The sequence below is a fragment of the Streptomyces sp. NBC_00984 genome (assembly GCF_045162475.1).
Lineage (GTDB): Bacteria > Actinomycetota > Actinomycetes > Streptomycetales > Streptomycetaceae > Streptomyces.
Genome location: NZ_CP108734.1, coordinates 6315235 through 6339353, shown reverse-complemented (window position 1 = coordinate 6339353; position 24119 = coordinate 6315235). Strand labels below are relative to the sequence as shown.

The window sequence follows — 24119 nt, the reverse complement described above, 5'->3', positions numbered from 1 at the left end:
CCGATGGGCGTACCGGACATCACCGCACAGCGCGCGGCCGGTCCACGGACCACCACCCCGGTGCTTCGGCTGACCGGACTCGGCTGGGGCGTCGGCGGCGCGACGATCGTCGAGGACGTCACACTGAGCGTCCACGAGGGCGAGTTCCTGGCCTTCATCGGCCCCAACGGGGCGGGCAAGACCTCCCTGTTCAACCTGATCAGCGGGCTGACCACGGCGACCTCCGGCACCATCGAGCTGGACGGCACGGACATGACGGCCAGTCCCGCGCACGCACGGGCGCGGCGCGGCATCGGCCGCACGTTCCAGACGTCCAGCCTCTGGCCGGCCATGAGCGTGGCCGATCACGTCCGGCTGGCCGCGCAGGCGGCCCGGGGCGGCTCCTTCCGGCTGTGGCGGCGGGCGTCCGCGTACACCGCCGAGGTGGACGGCGTACTGGAACGCACCGGTCTCGGCCACCGGGCGCGGGCCACGGCGTCCGAGCTGTCGCACGGCGAGAAACGGAAGCTGGAGCTCGCGGTGCTGCTGGTGGGCGAGCCGCGGCTGATGCTGCTCGACGAGCCGATGGCCGGGGTCAGCGCGGAGGAGGTCCCCGCGCTGACCGAACTCATCCGCACCCTGCACCGGGACGAGGGCCGCACCGTCCTGATGGTCGAGCACCACATGGACGTCCTGCTGGGGCTGGCCGACCGGCTCGCCGTGATGCACCACGGGAGGCTGCTGGCGCTGGACACCCCCGAGGCAGTGACCGCCGACCCGACCGTCCAGCAGGCCTACCTCGGGGAGGGGCTGTGACGACCGGGACCCTGCTCGCCGTACAGGACCTGCGGGTCCTGATCGGCGGCCGGCACATCCTGCACGGCGTCGACCTGGACGTCGCCCGGCACGGAGTGACCGCCCTCCTCGGCCGGAACGGCGCCGGGAAGACCACGACCGTACGCGGCGTCCTCGGCCTCGTCCCGCGTACCGGCAGCGTGCGGCTGGACGGCGAGGAGACCGTGTCGATGCCCACCCACACCGTGGTGCGGCTGGGCATCGGGTACGCCCCCGAGGACCGGGGCGTCTTCGCCTCGCTGACCGTCGCGGAGAATCTGCGCCTGGCCGAGCGGCCCGGCGCGGACGGGCCCTCGTACCCGCTCGTCCATGAACTCTTCCCCGAACTGAAGCGCCGGGAACGGCAGTTGGCGGGGACGCTGTCCGGCGGGCAGCAGCAGATGGTGGCCATCGGCCGCACCCTGCTCAACGGGAACCGGCTGATCATCGCCGACGAACCCACCAAGGGACTGGCGCCCAAGGTGGTCACCGAGGTCGCCCAGGTGCTGGAGCGGGCCGCCGAGGCGGTGCCGGTGCTGCTCGTGGAGCAGAACCTCGCCGTCGTGCGGCGCCTGGCCCGGCACTGTGCGGTACTCGCCGACGGCCGGACGGCCCACCAGGGACCGGCCGCCGAGCTGCTGGGCGACGCGGAGACGGCACGGCGGCTGCTGGGTGTCGGACACGGCCCGGCCACCGAAGCACTCTCCGTGGAGGCGGATTCCTGATGTCCACCGTCGTTCTGCTCACCATGACCGGACTCGGTCTGGGGGCCCTCTACTTCCTGATCGCCTCGGGACTCTCACTGATCTTCGGCCTGATGGACGTGCTCAACTTCGCGCACGGGGCGCTGCTGTCCATCGGCGCGTACGGCACCTGGTGGGCGGCCTCCGGCCATCTGCCCGGCGCCGGTCCTGGCGGGGCGGGCTTCGCCCTCGCGGTCCTGTTCGGTACGGCGGTGGGCACCGCCGCCGCCGTGCTGCTGGAACTCGCCGTCGTCCGGCCGCTGTACACCCGGCCGCGCGAGCAGGTGCTCGCCACGGTCGGGGTGGGGCTCGCCGTCCCGGCCCTGCTGTCGGGCATCTGGGGCTCGGACGCCCGTACCTTCCCGGGCCCGAAGGCGCTGTCCGGCACCTTCGGCCTGTTCGGCGCCCAGGTGCCGGTCAACCGGCTGGTGCTGGTCGCGGCGGCGGTCGTGGTCCTCGTGGCGCTGCGGCTCTTCCTCGGCCGCACCCGGCACGGTCTGGTGGTACGGGCCGGGGTCGAGGACCGGGCAATGGTCACCGCACTCGGCATCGACGTGCGGAAGGCGTTCACGCTCGTCTTCGCGATCGGCGGCTGCGTGGCCGCACTCGGCGGGGCGCTCGGCGGCCTGTACTTCGGCTCGGTCGACCCGCGTCAGGGCACCTCGCTGCTGATCTTCGCGTTCGTCGTGGTGGTCACCGGGGGCATGGGATCGGTGAGCGGCGCCGCCGTGGCGTCCGTCGTCATCGGCCTGGTCCAGCAGTTCGCCAACTACTACACCGCAGCGGGCCTCGGCGATCTGGCGGTCGTCGTCCTGCTCGCCGCGCTGCTGCTCGTACGGCCGCGCGGACTGACCGGGAGGCTCGCGTGAGCACCGCCACCGAGACACACCGCCGCACCGACGAAGAACACACGGCCGTGCGGACCCCCGGGAACACCGCCCGGCTGCTGCGCCGCTGGTGGCCCGCCGCCGCACTGCTGGTCCTGGCCCTCGCCCCCTACAGCGCGCTGCCGCTGCCCGGCCTCCTGGACGGTCCGCTCGGCAGCCCCGGAAGTCTCCAACTGCTCGCCACCTGCCTGCTGTTCGGTGCGCTGGCGACCGGGTACGACCTGCTGCTCGGCCGCACCGGGCTGCTCTCCTTCGGGCATGCGCTCTACTTCGCGGCGGGCAGCTACGCCACGAACATGTTCCTGCTGGAGGCGGGCCTCCCGTTCGCCGTGTCCGCGCTGCTCGGCGTCGGCTGCGGGGTCGCGCTCGCACTGGTCCTGGGCTCGGTGAGCCTGCGGGTCACCGGCATCGGCTTCTCCATGGTGACGCTGGCGTTCGCCCAGGCGGGATCGATCCTGGTCTCCCGCAACCCCGGCGGACTGACCGGCGGCGAGGAGGGCCGGGCCGCCCCCGCCGAACTGCTGCCGTCCGGGCTCGTGGGCATCGAGCACACCGCGAACCTCTACTGGCTGGCGCTCGCCTATCTGGTCCTCACCCTCGCCGTCGTCCACCGGGCGGTCAACTCCCCCACCGGACGTGTCTGGGAGGGCATCAAGGAGAACGAACGCCGGGTGGAGGTGCTGGGGCTGAAGCCGTACGGGTTCAAGCTCACGGCCTTCGTCCTGGCGGGTGCCCTGGCCGCGCTGGGCGGTCTGGTGCACCTGCTGCTCACCGGCGGCTCGACCCCCCAGACGACCACCTCCGACTTCACCCTGTCCCTGCTGGTGATGGTGGTGCTGGGCGGATCCGGCACCCGGTGGGGACCGATGGCCGGCGGCATCCTCTACACCTGGGCCGATCACCGGCTCGGAGATCTGGCCGGTTCGGGCGCGGTCGCCGATCTGCCCGCGGTGCTGCGGGTGCCGCTCTCCCAGCCGCTGTTCCTGCTCGGTGTGCTGTTCGTGGCCGTGGTACACCTGCTGCCCGGCGGCCTGGCCCGGCTGCCGTCCCGGCTGAAGGCGGTACGCCGCAGGTCGGCCGCGACCGGAACACCCACGGACAAGAAGTCCCGGAAGGAGAGCGGACGCCCGTGATCGCTCACGAAGAGGTACGAGTCCCCGTGACCGGCGGCGAGCTGGCGGTGCTCCGATGGCCGGCCCGGGACCCCGCGGCGCCGGTCGTCCTCGCCCTGCACGGCATCACCGCCAACGCGCTGTCCTGGGGGCCGGTGGCCAGGCTGCTGGGCGGACGCGTCACCCTGGTCGCGCCGGATCTGCGCGGCCGGGCCGGGAGTTCGGCGCTGCCGGGTCCGTACGGGATCGCCGCGCACGCCGACGACGCGGCCGCCGTGGCCGCGGCGCTGGCCCCGGGCCGGGTGGTGCTGGCGGGCCATTCGATGGGCGCGTTCGTGGCGGCGCTGGCCGCCGTACGGCACCCGGACCGGTTCGGGCCGCTGCTGCTGGTCGACGGCGGCATCGGCTTCCCCGCCCCCACCCACCTCTCCCCCGACGAGCTGATGACCGCCGTGATCGGCCCGGCGATGGACCGGCTGTCGATGACCTTCCCCGACCGGGCGGCGTACCGCTCGTTCTGGCAGGCGCACCCCGCGTTCGCGGACGCCTGGTCGGACGAGGTGGACGCGTACATCCAGCGCGATCTGACCGGGGACGAACCCGCCCTGCGATCCACCTGCCGGATCGAGGCGGTGCGCACCGACGGCATCGGCCTCTTCGACGAGGAGGTGCTGACGGCGGTACGGAAGCTGCCCGTTCCGGCGACGCTGCTGTGGGCGCAGCGCGGTCTGATGGACGAGGAGCAGGGCCTGTACGACGAGACCCGGCTGGCGGCGGCGGACCTCGGGGGTACGCGGGTGACACCGGTGGCGGTCCGGGACGTCAACCACTACACGGTGCTGACGGGGGACGCGGGCGGCAGGGAGATCGCGCGCCGCCTGTCGAACCTGGCGGGCGTCTGAGAGCCTGTCGGGTGACCTCGGATCGGAAAAGCGGACGCGGTCTGGTGCGTGCGGTTCCGAGGCGGACGAGGGAGTCGACGCGGAGCGTTGGCGACCGACGACAACGCGGGAAGCGTGCGTGCCAGGGCGTGGCCGCCCGGTCGGAGGTCACCCGACAGGCTCTGAGGACAGCCTCCGCCGGGGGCGGCCGGACGGCCTCTACCGTTCCCGGCCGCCCGCCAGCAGATGCAGTCGCAGGGCGAGTTGCAGCTCCAGGGCCCGGCCCGGCTCGTTCCAGTCGCGCCCCAGCAGCACCTGCACCCGGTCCAGCCGCTGTACCACCGTGTTGACGTGCACGTGGAGTTCGTCCTTGGCGCGGACGAGACTGCCCCCGGCCCCGAAGTAGGCGCCGAGGGTGCGCACCAAGTGGGTGCCGCGCTGCGCGTCGTACTCCAGCAGCGGCCCGAGCGTCGCCGAGACGAAGCCGTCGACGTCCTGCGCGTTGCCCAGCACCACGCCCAGGAAGCCGAGTTCCTCGACGCAGGCCCCTTCCCCGGTGCGCCCGAGGACCCGCATCGCGCGCAGACAGCGGGCGGCCTCCCCGTACGCGGCGGCCAGCTCCCGGGCACCGCGGGCCGGGCCGGTGGCGGCGACGGTGACGGGGGTCTGGGCGAGCTGGCCGAGCTGGGCCGCCGCCGCGCGGGCCGCGTCGCCCGCGGCCGGTCCGCAGTCGCCGGCCGCCAGCAGCAGCACCACGCTCCCGGCGTGTTCCGCGCTCACCCCGTGGATGTCCCCGCCGAACAGATAGCGCACCGCGGCGGGGGCCAGCCGCTCCCGGGTCCCGCCCTCGGCCACCAGCAGCAGATGCGGGCGGTCGAGGTCGATGCCCAGGCGCCGGCCGCGTTCGGTGAGCCCGGCCGGGTCGCGGTCCGCGTCGGTCAGCAGATCGGTGATCAGCTCCCCGCGTATCCGGTTCTCGGTCTCGGCGACCGTGCGCCGCAGCAGCAGAAGCAGTCCGGTGACCACCGAGGCCCGCTCGAACAGCCGCCGGTCGGAGTCGTCGAGCTGTCCGCGCCGGTGCAGGACCAGCCCGGCCAGGAGTTCCCGCCCGGCGAGGACCGCGCAGATCCACCGGCCGTCGCGGTGCACGGCGCGGGCGCCGGTACGGGATTCCTCGGCGGTCTCGGCCAGCCAGCCGGCGTCCATGCTGTCGGCGGCGAAGTCCGTGCCGTCGGGCCGGACGGCCGCCAGGGGCCGGCCGCCCGGGTCGTGGATGGTCAGCGGGGAGTCCAGCAGCCCCGCCACCGCCGCCGCGACATCCTTGACGTCCCGGCCGCGCAGCACCAGGTCGGTCAGCCGGTCGTGGGACTCCTCGGCCCGCCGCATGGCCGCCGAATGCGCCCGTACCGCCGCGTTCGCCTCCGCCAACTCGGCGTTGGCCCCGGCCAGTTCGTCCAGCGCGGACCGGGTGTCGGCGAGCGCGCGGGCGGTGTCGATGGCAATCGCGGCATGCGCGGCGAGCGAGCAGAGCAGCGCGACCTCGTCGGGGCTGAAGACACGGGCCGCGCGGTCGGCGGCGAAGAGGACGCCGATGACCTTCCCCGTGCCGCCGCGGCTGGAGCCGAGCAGCAGCGGCACGCCCAGGATGGCGACGAGCCCCTCGTCCAGCACCCCGGCGTTGATGTTGCGGGTGTGGTGGAAGCGGTCGTCGGTGCGGTAGTCGGGGCTCGCGTACGGTCGCGCGGTCTGCGCCACCAGACCGCCCAGCCCGTGGCCGAGCTCCAGCCGCAGCCGCTGGAAGAGCACCGACACCGATCCGTCGGTGACCCGCATGTAGGTGTCCCCCGCCTCCTCGTCGGGGAGGGTGAGATACGCCGTGTCCGTGCCGAGCAGCATCCGGGCCCGGCGGACGATCGCCTTCAGCACCTCGTCCAGGTCCCGGGAGGCGGCCAGGTCGCCCGCGGTGTCGAAGAGCGCGGTGAGCTGGAGCTCGCGGCGACGGTGCTGGCGCAGGGCGCCCCTGATCCGCAGGGCGGTGGCGGTGGCCCGCTCCACCTCCGCCAGATCGCCCGCGGGCACCCCGGCGGCACGCGCCCGGGAGGAGACGGCGCCCAGCGCCTCGGCGGGGGCGTCGTCGGCCAGCAGATCGAGCAGGCGGCGCAGATGGGGCGCGGCGGAGGCGGACGGTTCAGACATGGGCGGCCGGCAATCGTAGGGGGCGGGAGGTCAGTTGGCGGTCCAGCCGCCGTCCATGGAGAGCGAGGTTCCGGTGATGTGCCCGGTACGCGGTCCGCAGAGCCACAGCACGGCCTCGGCGACGTCCTCGGGGTCGATCAGCCGCTTGATCGCGCTGCGTTCCAGCATGACCCGGCCCACCACCTCCTCCTCGGAGATGCCGTGCGTACGGGCCTGGTCCGCGATCTGGTTCTCGACCAGGGGGGTGCGTACGTACCCGGGGCAGACGCAGTTGCTCGTCACCCCGTGCTCCGCCGCTTCGAGCGCGACCACCTTGCTGAGACCCTCCAGTGCGTGTTTGGCCGTCACATAGGCCGATTTGTAGGGGCTGGCCCGCAGTCCGTGCACCGACGAGATGTTGACCACGCGCCCCCAGCCGCGTTCGTACATGCCCGGAAGGGTCCGGCGCAAGATGCGGAACGGGGTCTCCACCATGACGCGCTGGATCAGCGCGAAGCGGTCCGGCGGGAATGCGTGCACGGGCGCGACGTGCTGGAGCCCGGCGTTGTTGACCACGATGTCCACGTCGGCGGGCAGGGTGTCCACCGTGTCGGGGACGGAGAGATCGACCACCCACGCCGTCCCGCCGATCGCCTCCGCCAGGCTCTTCGCCGCGTCGGCGGCCTTGTCCACCACGTACACATGGGCGCCGGCCGCCGCCAGGGTCTGGGCGCAGGCCCGCCCGATCCCGCTCGCGGCACCGGTCACCAGGGCGGTGCGCCCGGCGAGCAGCGGGTCCGCGGGCGGCGGGACGGCGGGCGGCGGGACGGCGGGCGGGGCGGCGGGCCCGGGGTCCGGGCGCTGAGGAGTCTCCATGGCCGTCACCGTAAGGAGGCCGGAGCCCACGTCACACGGGGTCGGAGCACACACCGTCGCACACCGGCATGGTGGTGGCCCACATGGTGCCGGTCCGGCGGCGGGCCGTCAGTGCGCCGCGTCCAGCGCCGACCGCTGCTCCGTGGTCAGCTCCAGGTCCACCGCGGCCAGGCTCTCGTCCAGCTGCGCCACCGAGGAGGCGCCGACCAGCGGGACGAACGGGATCTCGCCGCCGATGAGCCAGGCCAGGACCACCTGGTTGACGGTCGCCCCGGTCTCCTCGGCCACCGCCCGCAGCGCGGCCTGCCGGGCTCGGGTGCCCGGGTGGTCGAAGTCCGGGCCCAGCGGCTTGTCCGCGCGGACGTAGCCGCCGGACAGCAGGGGCGAGTAGGCGACCGGCACGAGTGCGGGTTCGGCCCGCAGATAGCCGAGCAGGTCCCCGGCGGCCACGCCCTCCTGCCCGTCCGGGGAGAACAGGCCGGGCGAGTCCGTGCGCCGCCGCAGATAGGTGTGGTGGTACTGGAGGACTTCGTAGCCGGGCAGACCGGCGGCTGCGGCGATGGTGCGGGCCCGCTCCACCTGCCACGCCCAGTGGTTGCTCACGCCGAGCAGTCCGACGGTGCCCTCGGCGACCAGTTCCCCGAAGGTCTCGACGGTCTCGGCGAGCGGCACGTCCTGGTCCTGGACGTGTGCGTACAGCAGGTCCAGCTTCTCCACGCCGAGGCGTTCGCGGCTGCGTTCCGCGGATTCCCGGATCACCTCGGCCGAGAGGCCCACGATGCCCTGGGAGAAGTCGGTGCCGGGGGCCTTGGGCCGAGCCCCGAGCTTGGTGGCGATGACGATCCCGTCGCCGATGCCACGGCTGCGGCGCCAGCGGCCGAGCAACTGCTCGCTCTCCCCTCCCCTCGTGCCGTCGACCCAGAACGCGTAGTTGTCGGACGTGTCGATGAAGGTGCCGCCCGCCTCCACGTACCGGTCGAGGATCGCGAACGAGGTCGCTTCGTCGGTGAGGGTGCCCATCAGCATGGCGCCGAGGCTGAGCACACTCACCTCCCGGCGGGTGGCGGGGTCCGTGCCGATGGTGCGGTAGCGCATGGCGGGTCCTCTCCCCATGGCCCGTCTCCGTGCGGGCGTCGACCGGGAGTCTGCATCTTGGAGTGCGCTCCAGGTCAAGGGAGTCCCGGCGGCGCAACGGCGGTGCCGCACACAGCCGGGAGCGGGGAGTGTCCGCCGGGCCCATGGGCGCGTACGCCCCGGCCCTCTAGCGTCCGCCCCACAGTCGCGGCCCGCGCTGTCCGAAGAGCCGGAACAGCCCAACAGGAGGCACCCGTGCGCCCATCGACCCTGCGACGTCTGCTGCGGCGCGTCGCCTCCACGGCCGCTCTCGCCCTCGTCGCGGCGACGCTGAGCACGGCCGCGGCCGTACGGCCGGCCGCTGCCGCCGGTGGTCTGCAACAGGTCACCGGCTTCGGCTCGAACCCCGGCAACCTCCAGATGTACGAGTACGCCCCCGAGACCCTGCCCGCGAACGCGCCGCTGGTCATCGCCCTGCACGGCTGCACACAGACCGCGAACGACTACTACACGGCCTCGGGCTGGCCGAAGTACGCCGATCTGTGGGGCTTCGCCGTGGTCTTCCCGCAGACCACGGCCGCCAACAACGCGCTGTCCTGCTTCGGTTGGTTCGATCCGGCCGAGGACAGCAGGGGCAAGGGCGAGGCCGCCTCGATCGCGCAGATGGTGGAGTACGCGAAGCAGCAGTACGGCTCGGACGGCCGCCGGGTGTACGTCACCGGCCTCTCGGCGGGCGGCGGCATGACGGCCGACCTGCTGGCCGCGTACCCGGACGTGTTCGCGGGCGGCTCCGTGGCCTCGGGGCTGCCCGCCCAGTGCGCGACGAGCCAGGCGGGCGCGTCCGGCTGCCAGACCGGGCCGCCGAAGCTGACGCCCGCGCAGTGGGGCGACAAGGTGCGCGGTGCCCATCCCGGGTACTCGGGGCCCTGGCCCCGGGTGGCGATCTGGCAGGGCACCTCCGACTACACCGTGTACCCCGCCAACGCCACGGCCCTGCGCGACCAGTGGACGGACGTCTGGGGCATCGGCCAGACCCCGTCGGCCACGGACAGCCTCCCCGGCAACACGACGCGCAGCGTGTACGACGACGCCTCGGGAAATCCCGCGGTGGTGACGTACTCCGTCGCCGGCATGGGCCACGGTCTGGCCGTGAGCCCCGGCTCGGGCGCCGAGCAGTGCGGGACGACGGCCGCGTACTTCCTGAACGCCATCTGCTCGACGTACCACACCGGCGTCTTCTGGGGCCTGGACCGGGACGTACCAGGCGGCGGGGAACAGCTTCCCGCCCCGTCCGGCCTGCGGGTCACGGGTGTCACGGCGGACAGTGTCTCGCTGTCCTGGGACGCGGTCGCGGGCGCGGGCTCGTACGCGGTGCACCGCAACGGCACGAAGGTCGCCACGACCGCCGGCACGACGTACACGGACCCGGGTCTCACCGCCGGCACGGCGTACCGCTACTCGGTGGCGGCGATCGACGGATCGGGCACGCCCGGCACCGCCTCGCCCCGGGTGACGGCGGCCACGACCGGCGGCGCACCGGCGCGGTGCTTCACGGCGACCAACTACGCGCAGGTGGCGGCGGGCCGGGCCCGTACCGCGGGCGGCCATGTGTACGCCAACGGCTCCGACGAGAACATGGGCCTGTACAACGTCTTCGTCACCCACACCCTGAAGGAGTCGCCGCCCGGGTACTTCGTGATCGCGGACACCGGTTGCACGGCCTGAGCGGTGTCCGGCGCGAGGCCCGCCCTGCGCGGTCAGGTCCTGCGCGGTCAGGTCCTGCGCGGTCAGGTCCTGCGCGGTCAGGTCTTGCGCAGGTCCGGGGCCGGGACGCCGATGAGCGACTGCCGCAGGGCGTCCCACGCGGTGCGCATCGCCCGGGTGAGGGCGGGCGGGTCGCTGCCGACGACCCGGACCCAGGCCCCGCAGTCGTCGGGCAGGGTGCTCACCCCGAAGGCCAGGCCGGTCGGGGCGAGCGCCTCGTGGAGCGTGTCGGCGACCCGGGCCGCGGGGGCGAGCGGGGTGACCGCGTACAGGGTGGCCATCAGGTCGTGGTCCGCGAAGACGGCGGGCCCGGTGACCGGACCGGGTCCCTGCGGATCGAGGCGGACGGTGTCCACGGCCAGGAGTGTCCCGTCCGGGCGCCGGATCTCCAGGTCGCTGAAGAGCATGCGGTAGGCGTGCCGTTCACCGCGCGCCAGCCGTCCGGCCGCGATCGTCTCGCCCAGCAGCACGGTGGCGGTCGGATCGACGGTCACCCGGGTGTGCTGGTAGAAGCGGGCGTCCCGGTAGGGGATCAGGGAGTCCGGCAGGTATTCGACGTAACTCCCCTCGTCGGCCGCGAGGTTGACGATCTGGGTCGCGTGGTCGAACTCCATCCGGTGCACCTTGGTGGCGGCCTGTGTGGTCAGGTGGACCGAGGTGCCGGGGCCGCAGTCGATGTCGATCCGGTTGCGGTCGGCCTGGATGATGCCGCCGCCGGTCGACATCAGATAGGTCACCGGGAGGTCGGGTCGCGCCGGGTCGATGTACAGCGGGCGCATGATCTGCAGCGGTGACTTCTGGTACCGGCCGACGAGCTCGGTCCGCTCACCCACCCGTACGTAGCGCAGTTCGAGCAGACCGACCTTGCCGGGGCGCCCGGCGGCCAGGGTGTCCGGCGTGCCGGTGAGGTCGAGCATCCGGGCCGGTACCCGACGGGGTTCGTAGTGCGCGGGATCCAGCCGCGCGGGCGCCTCGGTCATGCGGAAGCCGTCTCCTGGGCGGCTTCGTGGGACAGGAGGAAGTCGGCGATGGTGCCGAGGCCCTCTCCGGTGAGCGAGTTGGTCAGCACCACCGGCCGGCCGTCCCGGACGCGGTGGGCGTCCGACTCCATGACACCGAGATCGCACCGCACGTAGGGGGCGATGTCCACCTTGTTGATGACGAGCAGTTCGCACTCGGTGATGCCCGGACCGCGCTTGCGCGGCATCTTGTCGCCCTCGGCGGTGTCCAGCACGAACAGGAACAGGTCGACCAGCGCGGGGCTGAAGGTGAGGGTCAGGTTGTCCCCGCCGCTCTCGAAGAGCAGGGTGTCCACCTCGGGGAAGCGCTCCAGGAGTTCGTCCGCGGCCGCCTGGTTCATCGTCGGGTCGTCACGGACGGCGGTGTGCGGGCAGGCCCCGGTCTCCACGCCGACGATCCGGTCCGCGTCGAGGATTCCGGCCAGGGTGCGGCGCACATGCGCGGCGTCCTCGGTGGTGAAGATGTCGTTGGTGATGACGGCGGGGGTCCGGCCGCGTTCGATCAGCATCGGGACGAGCGCTTCGATCAGGGCGGTCTTGCCGGAGCCGACCGGTCCGGCGACACCGACGCGCAGTACGCCGTCCTTCGGCCGCCGCATGAGCTCGTCGTGGTCGTGGTGGTGGTGCCTGGCCTGCATAGGGTCGTGCATGGTGATCCTGTCCTGGTGGTGTAGGTGCGGTGGAAGGGGTACGAGGCCCTAGGGCCTGTCCGGCGGATCATGGCCGGGGGCGTGGCTTCTGGTGCGGCGCCTTGCGATGCACCGCACCAGACGCCGCGCCCTGTCCGACCCTGATCCGCCGGACAGGCCCTAGCTGGCGAACAGCCGTGCCTCGGCGCGCTCGTGGCGGCCGGCCATGACGTCGGCCACCGGGACGCAGCCGCCGATGTCGGCCAGTTCCCGCCCCAGGGCCGCGTCGACGGTCTCCTCGATGACCCTGGCGGCCCCGTGCAGGACGACCTGCGCGCGGCGGTGGTCGGTCAGCCGCAGCCGCATGGCGGCCCCCACGAAACTGGCCGCGAAGGCGAACAGTTCGCAGGTGACCGCCTGGCGGACGGGCAGCCCGTTGCCCGCGTGGACGACGGCGGCGACGACCGGCTGGCAGCCGCGTACGGCACCGTCCCGGTAGAGGCCCCGGTACCGCTCGATCTGCTCGGTGCCGTACACCTCGCCGGCCAGGTCCAGCAGCTGCCGTCCGGTGCGGACGGCGGCCTGCCGGGCCTCCCGGCCCAGTTTGGTGGCGTGCAGCCGCTGTTCCACGGCCACCACCTCCTCCCAGTCGTCGGCGGTGACCGCACGGTGGGCGAGCGCGAGGGCGGTGGCGTCGGCCGGACCCACGCTGTGGCGCAGGAGGTCGTGCAGGAGCGCCGGCAGGCCGGACGGGGTGACCGCGCGGGCCTGCTGGAAGCCCTCCAGGCCGTGGGAGAGGGTGTAGTAGCCGCTGGGGAAGGCCGAGTCGGTGAGCTGGAGTCCGGTCAGCAGGGCCGGGATCGGTATCGGGTCGTTCACACCGGGGTTTCCGTTCGGGCGGGTCGTCGGACGACGTCGTGCGTTCGGGCCGTCGTCAGACGATGTAGAAGAGGTGGTTGAGCGGGAGCCGCTCGGCCGGCTCGATGGTGGCGGGCTCTCCGTCGACGGTGACCTTGTACGTCTCCGGGTCCACCTCGATGCGCGGCAGCGCGTCGTTGCGCACCATGTGCTGCTTGCCGATGGTCCGGCAGCGCTGCACGGGTTCGATCCGCCGTTGCAGCCCCAGCTCCTCGGGGACCCCGGCGGCGATGGACGCCTGCGACATGAACGTCACCGAGGTGCGCTGCTTCGCGCGGCCGTGGGTGCCGAACATCGGCCGGTAGTACACCGGTTGCGGCGTCGGCAGGGAGGCGTTGGGGTCGCCCATCAGGGCCCAGTTGACCATGCCGCCCTTGATGATCAGCTTGGGCTTGGCGGCGAAGGAGTGGATCGGCCAGAGCACGATGTCGGCGAGCTTGCCGGGCTCCAGGGAGCCGATCACGTCCGCGGCGCCGACCGCAGTCGCGGGGTTGATCGTCAGCTTGGCCAGGTAGCGCAGGACCCGCGCGTTGTCGTTGCGGGAGCTGTCCTCCGCCAGCGGACCGCGCATCTCCTTGCAGTGGTGCGCCGTCTGGAAGGCGCGGACGAAGGACTCGCCGACCCGGCCCATGGCCTGGGAGTCCGAGGAGAAGATGCTGATGACCCCGAGGTCGTGCAGCACGGTCTCGGCCGCGATCGTCTCGGCGCGGACCCGGCTGTCGGCGAACGAGACGTCCTCGGGGATGTCACGGGACAGGTGGTGACAGACCATCACCATGTCCAGCAGCTCGTCCACCGCGTTGACCGTGTACGGCAGGGTCGGGTTGGTGGAGGCCGGCAGTACGTTGGCCTCGCCCGACACCCGGATGATGTCGGGGGCGTGGCCGCCGCCCGCGCCCTCGGTGTGGAAGGTGTGGATGGTCCGGCCGTCGATCGCCGACAGGGTGTCCTCGTAGAAACCGCCCTCGTTGAGGGTGTCGGTATGGATGGCCATCTGTACGTCGTGCTCGTCGGCGACCCGCAGCGCGGTGTCGATCGAGGCGGGGGTGGCGCCCCAGTCCTCGTGCACCTTCAGCCCGGCGGCCCCCGCCTCGACCTGCTCGCGCAGTGCCTCGGGCAGGCTGCCGTTCCCCTTGCCGAGCAGCCCCACGTTGACCGGCAGGTCCTCCACGGCTTCCAGCATCCGGTGGATGTTCCAGGGGCCGGGGGTGCAGGTGGTGCCGTTGGATCCGTCGGTGGGGCCGGTGCCGCCGCCGAAGAAGGTGGTGATGCCGTTGGACAGGCCCTCCTGCGCCTGCTGGGGCGCGATGAAGTGGATGTGCGTGTCGACGCCCCCGGCGGTGGCGATGAGGTGCTCGCCGGATATCACCTCGGTGCCGGGGCCGATGACGAGCTTGGGGTCGACGCCGCTCTGGAGGTGCGGGTTCCCCGCCTTGCCGACGCCGACGATCAGGCCGCCGCGGACCCCGATGTCGCCCTTGACCACGCCGAGGACCGGGTCGAGGACCACGACGTTGGTGATGACGAGGTCCAGGGCGCCCTCGCGGTTGAGCGCGGACGGGTCCTGGGCCATGCCGTCCCGGATGGCCTTGCCGCCGCCGTAGACGGCCTCTTCGCCGTAGGAGCCGGCGTTGTGGTCGTACTCGACCTCGACGACCAGGTTGGTGTCGGCCAGGTGGAACCGGTCGCCCACGGTGGGGCCGAACAGATCCGTGTACTGCTTGCGCGGGATGATCGCCATCAGGCCCGGTCCCCTTCGTTCTTGGTCTCGGTGCTGTCGGCGTCGGAGTGGATGAAGCCGAGTTCCGCGGCGCGGCGGAGCGCGTCGCGCCGGGTGTCCGGGGCGGACAGGCCCCCGTTGACGAGTCCGGCGAAGCCGGTGAGCCGGCCGGTGCCGGCGAAAGCGCACAGCTGCACCTCGCGGGTGTCGCCCGGCTCGAAGCGCACGGCGGTCCCGGAGGGGATGTCCAGACGCATGCCGTAGGCGGCCTCGCGGTCGAAGCGCAGCGCGCGGTTGATCTCGAAGAAGTGGTAGTGGGAACCGATCTGGACGGCCCGGTCACCGGTGTTGGCGACGGTGAGCGTGATCCTGGCCCGGTTGGCGTTGATCTCCACGGGTTCGTCCCCGTAGAGGTAGTGGGCTCCGCCCGACATCTGTGTCTCCTCGGTCTTTCAGGCGCTGATCGGGTCGTGGCAGGTGACCAGCTTCGTTCCGTCGACGAAGGCCGTCTCGACCTGGAGGACGGTGAGCATCTCCCGTACGCCGGGCATCACGTCGTCGCCGGAGACGACCGTGCGGCCCAGCTCCATGCACTCGGCGACGGTGTGGCCGTCGCGGGCGGCCTCCAGGACGGCCTCGGTGATCAGGGCGGCGGCTTCGCTGTAGTTGAGCTTGGTTCCCCGGTCGCGGCGGCGGCGGGCCAGGTCCGCGACCACGTAGACATGGAGTTTGTCGATTTCCCGCGGTGCGAGGTTCATGACGTCACGTCTGCTTTCTCGAAGGTGCGTGTCCGAAGGAGAGCCCAGGGCGGTCCAGAGCCGGACCGGCCGCCAGGAAGAGCCAGGTCGTCACGGTGAACGGCCAGGTGAAGGGGGTTGTGCCGAACGACTGGGCGAAGGCTTCCCAGGCGGCGGCGAAGGGGACCGAGGCGACGGCGGCGAGTACCGCGTAACCGGCGGTCCACGCGGTGGGGGTCAGGAACACGGCGCCCAGCGCGATGGCGCAGAGCACCGCGTTGTAGCCGTACAGCCCGTCGGTGACGGAGGCGGCGGGCAGCCCGGCCGCGCAGGCTGTCACGAGCGCCACGGCGCTGGCCCCCACCGCCGCGAGCGCCACGGTCCGGGAGGCGACAAGGAGCCCGGCGAGCACGATCAGGCCCGCGTACCACGTGTCGAGGAAGAAGATCTGGCCGATGTTGGCGCAGAGCGCCCGCCCCGCTTCGGCGGCCGTCAGCTCGGTGAACCCCGGCACACGCGCGGTCGCGCCGACGGTGACCGGGCCCGTCGACAGGGCGACCGTCAGGGCGCTGACGACCAGACAGTAGGGGGCCGTGAGCACGGGCAGCCCGAGGGGGGTGAGCAGGCGGCCCACCGCCCCGCTCAGCACGGCGCAGACCGCCGCCGCGAGCACGACCAGCACGGCCGTCCGCCACGAGGCGCCGAGCCGGATCACCAGGGCGATGCCGGTCAGGCACCCGCAGTAGCCCTGAAGCCCCTGCTCCACGCCCTTCCGGTCGGCCCCGAGCAGAACCGCAGCCCCGGTGGACGCGACGGTCCCGAGCAGCCCGAACACCCCGAGCCGCCACCCGCCGACGAACAGCGCGACCGCGAACAGCAGCCCGGACCACGGACTGCCGACAAGCACCACCTGCGCGATGCCGCGCAACTGCGCCGCCCCGGTCCGTGGAACCGCCCGGCCCCTGGGAAATACCCGGCCCCGTATCCGCACCGCCTGTTCTGCTGCGGGCACGTCTTCTCCTTTGAAACATGACGAATGAGGGCACACCGAATACATCCACATCGCCGCATTCGGGAGATGTGGATCTTGGTCAACAATCCGTTGAGACGGTACGCCCGGCAGCGACACAAAGGCATCGACAAGATGCGACCACGAAGCGCGACACTTCATCAACCTCTAGTGATACCCCCAGCTGAACGCCCCTCCAGGCCGCGCCGACAGCCACCCCGAACCCCCTCCGCGGCGAAATCCTTAGCCAGGTGTTGAACATTCCACATCCACCTTTTGACCGAAAGGCAAGCCCACGAAAGCACCCCACCCCACACAACTGCATGCGCCATACACACATAAAATTCAACAAGAAATTAGGTTAAATTCCGGCACAAGGGATCCGACCCGGCACTCCCCACAGAAAGCCGGCGTACGCTACGCCCCCCTGCGGGGGACAGAGGCCGTGCGTGAGTGGTTCGTGAGTGAATGGGGGCATGCTCCTCGACTTCACCCATGACCACGGCGGCGAACGGCTCAGCGGTGTGTACGGCGGTGAGCCGTCCGGGACCACCGCCGTGTTGCTGCACGGCGCGGGCACCGGCAGCAAGGAGCGACTGCTGCCGCCGGTGCGGGAGTTCGTGGCCCACGGCTGCCGCACGATCGCCTTCGACTTCTCCGGGCACGGCGAAAGCACCGGGAGGCTCGGTGAGCTGAGCCTACGGCGACGGTTCGAGCAGGCCTTGGCGGTGATCGAGGCGTACGCGGGGGCGGACGGGCCGCTGGTCCTGGTGGGGTTCAGCATGAGCGGGCAGACGGTGGCCGATCTCGCCCGGCACTACGGGGACCGCGTGGCGGCGATGGGACTGTGCGCGCCCGCCGTGTACGCCGCCGAGGCGTGGGACGAGCCCTTCGGGGACGGGAACGGCCGGTTCAGCGGAATCATCCGGTGGCCGGACAGCTGGCGGGAGGCACCCGCGCTCGACACGCTGCGGGCGTACGAGAGCCGGGCCGTGCTCGCCGTGCCGGGCACGGACGCGGTGATCCCGCCGGCGGTGACCGAGGCCGTACAGGAAGCGCTGGCCGCGCGCGCCCAGTACACACGGCTCGACCTGCCGGACGCATCGCACCAACTGGGCCTGTGGCTCGGCGACCACGGCGACGATCGGCGGGAGTTCGTGGCGGCGGTGCTGACCGGGCTCGACAACCGGGGCTGGACGGCGACGCGCGCGTGGGTGGCCAAGCAGATCGGCCCCGGCCGCTCGGTCGCCGACTCCCGTCTCTTGGCCGGCGGCTGGAGCTCCCAGATGCGCCGGCTCACCCTCGACGACGGCACGGACCTGGTGCAACGCACCTTCGTGAAGCCCTTCTTCCGCCACCACGAGCCCGGACTGCTGAACCGCGAGGCGTCCGTCCTGGCGCTGCTCGCCGAACAGGACTCCATCCCCGCGCCCGGTCTCGTCGCCGTGGACGCCACCGCCGAACACTGCGACCACCCGACCCTGTTGATGTCCGCGCTGCCGGGCCGCGTCCGCGTCGACGGGGACGACCTCGACCGGCGCCTGGACCTGCTCGCGGCCCAACTCGTCCGCGTCCACGGCGTTGTACCGGCCGAAAGGCCGCGCCCCTACCAGGCATGGACGTCCGCGGAACGCGTCCACACCCCGGACGGACCCCTGTGGGAGCGGGCCGTGGACGTGATCCGCCGCGACCCGCCGCCGTACGAAGGCCGCTTCCTGCACCGCGACTTCCACCCCGGGAACGTGCTCTTCACGGGAACCGGGCCCGAGCTGCGGATCACCGGTGTCGTGGACTGGGTCGAGACCTCGTGGGGCCCTGCCGACCTGGACGTGGCGCACTGCTCGACCGCGCTCGCCCTGCTGCACGGACCGGCGTACGGGCTGGCCTTCCGCGACCGGTACGAGGCACAGGGCGGCCACGGCCTCGCCACCGGCCCCGACCACCTGTACTGGCGGCTGCTCGACGCCCTGCACTACTGCCCCGACGCGGCGAAACTGGCCGGACGGTGGCGCGAGCTGGGGCGGGACGATCTGACGCCCGAGGTACTGGGGGAACGGCTGGAGGCGTACGTGGACGGACTGCTGCGCCGGTACGCCTGAGCCGGCGGGAGCACGGCGAAGCCGCACCGCCTCACGCACCGGAGGCCTTGGCGTGGGCCTCGGGCGAGGGCCGCACCTGCGGAGATCCTCAGGGCCTCTTTCCGCATCTCAGCTGATCATTCACCCACTGCCGACTGACGATTTCCCCATCCGACGTCAGATACTCCGCTGCCTTCAGGGGGCGTGACGGCTGGACGGACAGATCAATCCACTCGCCCCTGCCGCCGCCTGACCCTCCGTCACGTGACAGTTCCTCGACCTCGACAGAGAAACCCTCGGGAAGTGCCCCTGCGAGGGGTTTCCCTTCCTGGCGAAAACTGCCTGGCGTCCCCACGATGAACACACCCCGCTTCACCTCGTCGGAGACGGCCCCCCTGGCCTTCCACAACTGCTTGACACTGCTCGTCTCTCCGCGCCGAACACGGACGGTGATTTCTGCTCCGGAAACCTCATCCGCCGGGCAGAGAGGGTAGGCAATCACCACATTCCCCCGATCGTCCAACCGGTAGCCGAACCGCACGGAACTCGGACCCGGGCCTATGCAAGAGGTAAGGGCAACGGCGAGAAGCACCGCGGCGATCCATACCTTTCCTCGGCTTCCGCTCAGCATGGATACCCACCATTATCCAGATCGGCCGCGATCTCATACCTGTTGTGACAAGGATCGAGTCCAGCCATGAAGTACTTGGGTATAAAAATGAGCCCGGCCTGGTCCCACTGCTTCGTATGGACCCTCTCGTGCTTCAGTCGCTTCGTGCTGATGTACTCAGAGTCCCATCCCGTGACGTAGGTCCCACCCACGTTCGTTCCCCCTCGGCCGTACATGGGCAGAGCCGTCTGACAGACAGTCGGGCCATGGTCCTGGAAACATTCGGCTCCCCCGAGTCTCGCAACGGTTTCGTGCGCAGCACCAGTGACCCGACTCTGCATCTTGTTGAATTTCCCCATGACACCCTTCACGGCTGGCTGAGACATGCTCCACGCTGCCCCGTAGTTGCCTTTGAGGATGCCGCCGAGGATCCCGTCCCTCTTGCGTTGCTCGGCTTCTGCCCTGGCCTTGGCCTGCGCCCGGTACTCCGCAGCCTCCTTTTTCCGCTGCTCCGCATAGGAATCGTTGATCAGATACCCGGAAGGGTTGGCCCGGTACGCCGCGTAGCGTTTCTGGGATTCCTTGTCCTTCATCGGAGTCCGGTTCCAGACCCACTTGCTGCCCTTTTTGGTGTAGCCGACGTTCATGCCGCGGTCCCGCGCCCAGGCGTCGTCATTGTAGGAGGCGCCGCCGGCCGGGCCGTCGGGGCGGAGGCCGTCCGGGTCGGACTTGGTGAGCGGGTTGTTGTGGGCGTAGCTGTACGCGTTCATCTGCGCCGGGTCGTTGATGTCGATGACCGGGTCGACGGAGAGGAAGCGGCCGAGGGCAGGATCGTATTCACGCGCCCCGAGGTGAGTGAGACCGGTGGGGTCGTTGGTGCCGCCGACGAAGCCCCGGGTTCCGAACGCGGTGGACTGCGCGGTGCGGAGCTGCCCGAAGGGCAGTTGCTTGCGGCGCGTCAGGGCGAGCGTTCCGACCGCGATGGCGGACATCGCGGTGCCCTGGTGGTCGCCGATGAGGTACGAAGTGGTGGCCCCGGCGCGGACGGCCACGGTCTCGCCGTTGTGCGTGTAGGAGCGGGTGCCGGTCTTGGTGCCGTTGGCGGCGACGGTGCCGGCTGGGCTTCCAGACGTTGAGCTGATCCCGGCAGCGCGGAAACATAGAGCCGGCCCGTACCGGATTCGTTCCGGTACGGGCCGACTTCACGTGTTTCATTCGCGTTCGCAGGGAGAACCGTCGCCTAATCCTCCGGCGGGAAGACGACTTCCCCCGAGTCGGTCAGTGTGATCGTGATCGCCTCGACCGGGCACCCCTCCGCGGCCGTGAGGACCTTCTCGTCGGCGTCGGTCTCCGGGGCCGACGGGCGGGACTGGCGGGCGGTGTCCAGGGCGAAGGCGCCCGGCGCGTGGTTCACGCACATCCCGGAGCCGATGCAGACCCCCCGGTCGACCTCGACGGCCCAGCGGTCCCCCATCATTCCCCCTCGTATCCGGCCGGCAGGTGGATCATCTTGTGCTCGAAGTACTCGCCGTACCCCTCGGGGCCGAACTCCCGCCCCAGACCTGAGTTCTTGTACCCGCCGAACGGGCCGAGCATGTCGAGGCTGAAGGTGTTCACGCTGTACGTGCCCGTCCTGACCCGGCGGGCGATGTCGATGCCGCGTTCGGTGTCGGCGGTCCAGACGCTGCCGCTGAGGCCGTACTCGGAGTCGTTGGCGATCCGCACCGCCTCGTCCTCGTCGCCGTACGGCAGCAGGCAGATGACGGGGCCGAAGATCTCCTCGCGGGCGATGCGCATGGAGTTGTCGACGTCCCCGAAGAGGGTCGGTTCGACGTACCAGCCCCGCTCCTGGGAGGCCGGACGGCCGCCGCCGGTGAGGATCTTGGCGCCCTCGTCCTGCCCGATCCGGATGTAGTCGAGCGAGCGCCGCTGCTGGCGCTGCGCGACGAGGGGGCCGAGTTCGGTGGCGGGGTCGAGCGGATCGCCGACCTTCAGCGCACCGGCCGCGGCGGCGAACGCCTCGGACGTCTCGTCGTAGCGGGAGCGCGGGACGAGGATGCGGGTCTGGGCCACGCACGCCTGGCCGTTGATCATCCAGGCGAAGGGGACGATGCCCGCGACGGCGGCGTCCAGATCGGCGTCCGGGAGGATGACGGCGGCGGACTTGCCGCCCAGCTCCAGGGTGACCCGGGTGAGGTTGCGCGAGGCGACCTCCATCACCCGGCGCCCGGCGGCCACGGACCCGGTGAACGACACCTTGTCGACACCGGGATGCCCGACCAGGTACTCGCTGACCTCGCGGTCGGCCGGAAGGATCGACAGCACCCCCTCCGGCAGCCCGGCCTCGGCGGCGATCTCGCCCAGGATGTAGGCGTCCAGCGGCGATTCGGGCGAGACCTTGAGCACGGCGGAGCAGCCGGCCAGCAGCGCGGGCGCGAGCTTGGCGGCGGCGGTGAACTGCGGAACGTTCCACGGCACCACGGCCGCGACCACCCCGACCGGCTCCCGGCGCACCAGCAACGGCCCGAGCGCCCCGGCCCGCCGCTCCTCGTACGGGAACTCGCGGGCGACGGTGATCGCCGAGTCCCACACCATCATCGCGGCGAGCGCCTGCACCATGATGCTCGACGTGTACGGGGTGCCGTTCTCCGAGCTGATGACCCGGGCGATCTCCTCGTACCGCACGGCGAACCCGTCCTTGATCCGGGTGACCACCGCGATCCGTTCGTCCGGGCTCATCCGCGCCCAGGGCCCCTCGTCGAACGCCCGCCGCCCGGCGGCGACGGCACGGTCCACGTCCGCCTCGCAGGCGTGCGGCACCCGGCCGATGACCTGTTCGGTGTGCGGCGAGACGACCTCGATCGTGTCCCGGCCCAGCGGATCGACCAACTCCCCGCCGATGAACAGTTTTCCGTGTTCGACAAGCTCGGTCATGGCTGCTGCCTCCCGCGGCCCGGCGCGTTGCCCGACTCAGTATCCGACTCGGCATCTGACTCTGTGTCAGAACTGATACCAGTTCCAGTTCCAGGAGTCCACGGCCGCGACAGCACCCCGGACGAGATGGTCAACCAGGGCTACTACTGGAACAAGTTCTCGTTACAGTGGGGGCGACGCACCGGAGCCGCGAAGCCGTACGCCGTCCAGAGAGATGGGGACCTCATGACGCAGGTGACCGACCACGGCGGGGGCGTGCACAGCATCAAGGTGCCCATCCCGGACAATCCGCTCGGCCATACCCTCGTGCACGTCCTGGACACCGATCGGGGACCGGTCCTGATCGACACCGGGTGGGACGATCCCGAGGCCTGGGACACGCTCGGTGCCGGGCTCGCCGCCGTCGGTACGGAGATGGCCGACATCCACGGGGTGGTCATCACCCACCACCATCCCGACCACCACGGGCTCTCCGGCCAGGTGCGCGAGGCTTCCGGGGCCTGGATCGCCATGCACGCGGCGGACACCGCGATCGTGCGACGTACCCGGGAGTCCCGGCCCGGTACCTGGCTGACGTATCTCGCGGCCAAGCTCGCCGCGGTCGGTGCGCCCGAGGAGCACCTCGCGCCGTTGCGGGCCGCCGCGGCCGGCGGGGGGCGGATGCGTACCTTGCCGGGATTGCGGGCCGCGCTGCCGGACCGGGAGATCGTGCCCGGTGAGCTGCTCGGTCTGGCGGGGCGCAGGCTGCGGGCGATCTGGACGCCGGGGCACACGCCGGGGCATGTGTGCCTGCACCTGGAGGAGGAGCATCCGGGGAATCTGCCGGGCCGGGGGCGGCTCTTCTCGGGGGATCACCTGCTGCCGGGGATCAGTCCGCACATCGGGCTGTACGAGGACCCGGACGACGCGACGGTCACCGACCCGCTCGGCGACTACCTCGACTCGCTGGAGCGCATCGGCCGGCTCGGGGCCGCCGAGGTGCTGCCCGCGCATCAGTACGCCTTCACCGACGCGGCGGGACGCGTACGGGAGCTCCTCGGCCATCACGAGGAGCGGCTGACCGGGCTGCTGGGACTGCTGGCCGAGCCGCTGACGCCGTGGGAGCTGGCCGAGCGGATGGAGTGGAACCGGCCCTGGGCGCAGATCCCGCACGGCTCCCGGAACATCGCCGTCTCGGAGGCCGAGGCGCATCTGCGGCGGCTGGTGAAGCTCGGGCGCGCGGAGGCGGTGCCGGGGAGCGAGCCGGTGACATATATCGCAGTGTGAGGCGGGGCGGGCATCGCAGTGTGAGGCAGGCCGCCCCGCGGGGCTCATCTCAATGGCAGGGCCTCACTGACCCACCCGTCCGTCGATGCACTCGCGCAGCAGGTCGGCCTGCCCGCAGTGCCGGGCGTACTCCTCGATCCTGTGCACCAGCAGCTCCCGGACGGAGATCTTGTCCTTCCCCAGCCGCTCGCCGAGGTCCGGGTGCCCGGCCAGCGCGGCGTCGGTCGCGGCCTGCTCGCGCTGCAGATCGGCGTACGCGGCGTCGACCACGGCCTGCTCGGCGACGGCTCCGTCGAAGTCCGCGTCCCGCTTGCCGTACAGCTTCGGCAGCGGTTCACCGTCGGTGATCCAGTTGCGCCAGTCCCGTTCCACCTCGGCGAGGTGGCGCAGGAGGCCGAGCAGCGACAGCGTCGACGGCGGGACCGACCGGCGGGCCAGCTGCTCCGCGTCCAGGCCGTCGCACTTCATCCGCAGGGTCAGCCGGTAGTCGGTCAGATACTCCGCGAGCGTCGCGAGCTCGCCCTCCGGGCTCGTGCCCTCCTTGCTGCGGGGGTCGTCGTCCGGGTCCGCCCACATGTCGGGGTAGACGGTCGCCTGGGTCCAGCGTGCGGGTTGATCACTCATGCGGGACATGGTCGTCCGTTCGGGGCCGAACTCGCCAGTGGGTTTCCCCCGTTGCCCGCCAGTGGGTATTCCGCGTTGCCGGCGAGCCGAAGCCGCCCCGGGCCCGGCCGGGCCCGCCCGGTAGAGTGTGCGGGTCGTCATCATGCCCGTTCAGGGGGAAGCCGGTGCGAATCCGGCACTGACCACGCAGCCGTGAGCCGTCGTCGCAGACGGTGAGTCGGAATGCCCTGTCCGCGGTCGTGACCGGCTC

Annotated in this window: 22 protein-coding genes and 1 riboswitch; of the genes, 8 read left to right on the top strand and 14 right to left on the bottom strand. The window is 71.7% G+C overall.

Annotation, left to right across the window (positions count from 1 at the left end):
• Positions 1-3 precede the first annotated feature (3 nt).
• Genes OG520_RS28355 through OG520_RS28335 form a run of 5 tightly spaced genes read left to right on the top strand, consistent with a single transcriptional unit; the run spans position 4 to position 4457 of the window.
• Positions 4-795, top strand: coding sequence for an ABC transporter ATP-binding protein (locus OG520_RS28355; protein ID WP_399326313.1), 792 nt, complete (start codon positions 4-6; stop codon positions 793-795).
• Positions 792-1538 (top strand): ABC transporter ATP-binding protein, encoded by a 747-nt coding sequence (locus tag OG520_RS28350; protein ID WP_406015066.1) that lies wholly within the window; start codon positions 792-794, stop codon positions 1536-1538. The genes OG520_RS28355 and OG520_RS28350 overlap by 4 nt, the downstream gene beginning before the upstream one ends.
• Positions 1538-2425, top strand: a complete 888-nt coding sequence (locus OG520_RS28345) for a branched-chain amino acid ABC transporter permease (RefSeq protein WP_266419790.1) — start codon at positions 1538-1540, stop codon at positions 2423-2425. The genes OG520_RS28350 and OG520_RS28345 overlap by 1 nt, the downstream gene beginning before the upstream one ends.
• Positions 2422-3576 carry a branched-chain amino acid ABC transporter permease gene (locus OG520_RS28340; RefSeq protein WP_406015065.1) on the top strand — a complete coding sequence of 385 codons (1155 nt, stop codon included), beginning with the start codon at positions 2422-2424 and terminating at the stop codon, positions 3574-3576. The genes OG520_RS28345 and OG520_RS28340 overlap by 4 nt, the downstream gene beginning before the upstream one ends.
• The gene (locus OG520_RS28335) at positions 3573-4457 is read left to right on the top strand and encodes an alpha/beta hydrolase (RefSeq protein WP_406015064.1); all 885 of its coding nucleotides are present in this window, start codon (positions 3573-3575) and stop codon (positions 4455-4457) included. Before OG520_RS28340 ends, OG520_RS28335 begins: the two co-directional genes overlap by 4 nt.
• 198 nt (positions 4458-4655) lie before the next feature.
• Here the strand turns inward: OG520_RS28335 and OG520_RS28330 are convergent, their stop codons facing one another.
• The 3 genes from OG520_RS28330 to OG520_RS28320 form a co-directional block, all read right to left on the bottom strand.
• Positions 4656-6632, bottom strand: coding sequence for a helix-turn-helix domain-containing protein (locus tag OG520_RS28330; protein ID WP_406015063.1), 1977 nt, complete (start codon positions 6630-6632; stop codon positions 4656-4658).
• Between the two features lie 30 nt (positions 6633-6662).
• Entirely contained in the window at positions 6663-7487 is an 825-nt protein-coding gene (locus tag OG520_RS28325) for a 3-hydroxybutyrate dehydrogenase (protein WP_406015062.1), read from the bottom strand.
• A 108-nt stretch (positions 7488-7595) separates the two neighbouring features.
• Positions 7596-8582, bottom strand: a complete 987-nt coding sequence (locus tag OG520_RS28320; RefSeq protein ID WP_406016585.1) for an aldo/keto reductase — start codon at positions 8580-8582, stop codon at positions 7596-7598.
• 234 nt (positions 8583-8816) lie between these two features.
• On the opposite strand from OG520_RS28320, the gene OG520_RS28315 reads away from it, so the two are divergent.
• Positions 8817-10286, top strand: coding sequence for a PHB depolymerase family esterase (locus OG520_RS28315; RefSeq protein WP_406015061.1), 1470 nt, complete (start codon positions 8817-8819; stop codon positions 10284-10286).
• 77 nt (positions 10287-10363) lie between these two features.
• On the opposite strand, the gene OG520_RS28310 is transcribed toward OG520_RS28315, so the two are convergent.
• The 7 genes from OG520_RS28310 to OG520_RS28280 form a co-directional block, all read right to left on the bottom strand.
• On the bottom strand, positions 10364-11305 hold the full coding sequence (locus tag OG520_RS28310) for an urease accessory protein UreD (RefSeq protein ID WP_406015060.1): 942 nt from the start codon (positions 11303-11305) through the stop codon (positions 10364-10366).
• Positions 11302-11943, bottom strand: a complete 642-nt coding sequence (gene ureG / locus OG520_RS28305) for an urease accessory protein UreG (RefSeq protein WP_399326817.1) — start codon at positions 11941-11943, stop codon at positions 11302-11304. The genes OG520_RS28310 and ureG overlap by 4 nt, the downstream gene beginning before the upstream one ends.
• 210 nt (positions 11944-12153) lie before the next feature.
• Positions 12154-12852 (bottom strand): urease accessory protein UreF, encoded by a 699-nt coding sequence (locus OG520_RS28300; protein WP_406015059.1) that lies wholly within the window; start codon positions 12850-12852, stop codon positions 12154-12156.
• Positions 12853-12907: 55 nt separating this feature from the next.
• On the bottom strand, positions 12908-14632 hold the full coding sequence (gene ureC / locus OG520_RS28295; RefSeq protein ID WP_406015058.1) for an urease subunit alpha: 1725 nt from the start codon (positions 14630-14632) through the stop codon (positions 12908-12910).
• Positions 14632-15045: an urease subunit beta gene (locus OG520_RS28290; RefSeq protein WP_399326332.1), complete on the bottom strand. Its 414-nt coding sequence runs from the start codon at positions 15043-15045 to the stop codon at positions 14632-14634. Before OG520_RS28290 ends, ureC begins: the two co-directional genes overlap by 1 nt.
• Positions 15046-15063: 18 nt before the next feature.
• On the bottom strand, positions 15064-15369 hold the full coding sequence (locus OG520_RS28285; protein WP_093543040.1) for an urease subunit gamma: 306 nt from the start codon (positions 15367-15369) through the stop codon (positions 15064-15066).
• A 4-nt stretch (positions 15370-15373) separates the two neighbouring features.
• Positions 15374-16360, bottom strand: coding sequence for an urea transporter (locus OG520_RS28280; protein ID WP_406015057.1), 987 nt, complete (start codon positions 16358-16360; stop codon positions 15374-15376).
• Between the two features lie 473 nt (positions 16361-16833).
• Here OG520_RS28280 and OG520_RS28275 point away from each other — a divergent pair, with 473 nt between their 5' ends.
• Positions 16834-18456 carry an alpha/beta fold hydrolase gene (locus OG520_RS28275; protein WP_406015056.1) on the top strand — a complete coding sequence of 541 codons (1623 nt, stop codon included), beginning with the start codon at positions 16834-16836 and terminating at the stop codon, positions 18454-18456.
• A 603-nt stretch (positions 18457-19059) separates the two neighbouring features.
• Here the strand turns inward: OG520_RS28275 and OG520_RS28270 are convergent.
• The 3 genes from OG520_RS28270 to OG520_RS28260 all read right to left on the bottom strand — a co-directional run bounded on the left by OG520_RS28270 (position 19060) and on the right by OG520_RS28260 (position 21979).
• Complete coding sequence (locus OG520_RS28270) at positions 19060-20097, bottom strand: RHS repeat-associated core domain-containing protein (RefSeq protein ID WP_406015055.1); 1038 nt, start codon at positions 20095-20097, stop codon at positions 19060-19062.
• 188 nt (positions 20098-20285) lie between these two features.
• Entirely contained in the window at positions 20286-20519 is a 234-nt protein-coding gene (locus OG520_RS28265) for a ferredoxin (RefSeq protein ID WP_399326341.1), read from the bottom strand.
• The gene (locus tag OG520_RS28260; protein WP_399326343.1) at positions 20519-21979 is read right to left on the bottom strand and encodes an aldehyde dehydrogenase; all 1461 of its coding nucleotides are present in this window, start codon (positions 21977-21979) and stop codon (positions 20519-20521) included. Before OG520_RS28260 ends, OG520_RS28265 begins: the two co-directional genes overlap by 1 nt.
• 225 nt (positions 21980-22204) lie before the next feature.
• On the opposite strand from OG520_RS28260, the gene OG520_RS28255 reads away from it, so the two are divergent.
• Positions 22205-23245, top strand: a complete 1041-nt coding sequence (locus OG520_RS28255) for an MBL fold metallo-hydrolase (protein WP_399326345.1) — start codon at positions 22205-22207, stop codon at positions 23243-23245.
• Between the two features lie 63 nt (positions 23246-23308).
• Here the strand turns inward: OG520_RS28255 and OG520_RS28250 are convergent, their stop codons facing one another.
• On the bottom strand, positions 23309-23878 hold the full coding sequence (locus tag OG520_RS28250) for a DinB family protein (RefSeq protein WP_266419742.1): 570 nt from the start codon (positions 23876-23878) through the stop codon (positions 23309-23311).
• 105 nt (positions 23879-23983) lie between these two features.
• Positions 23984-24119, top strand: a riboswitch (cobalamin riboswitch).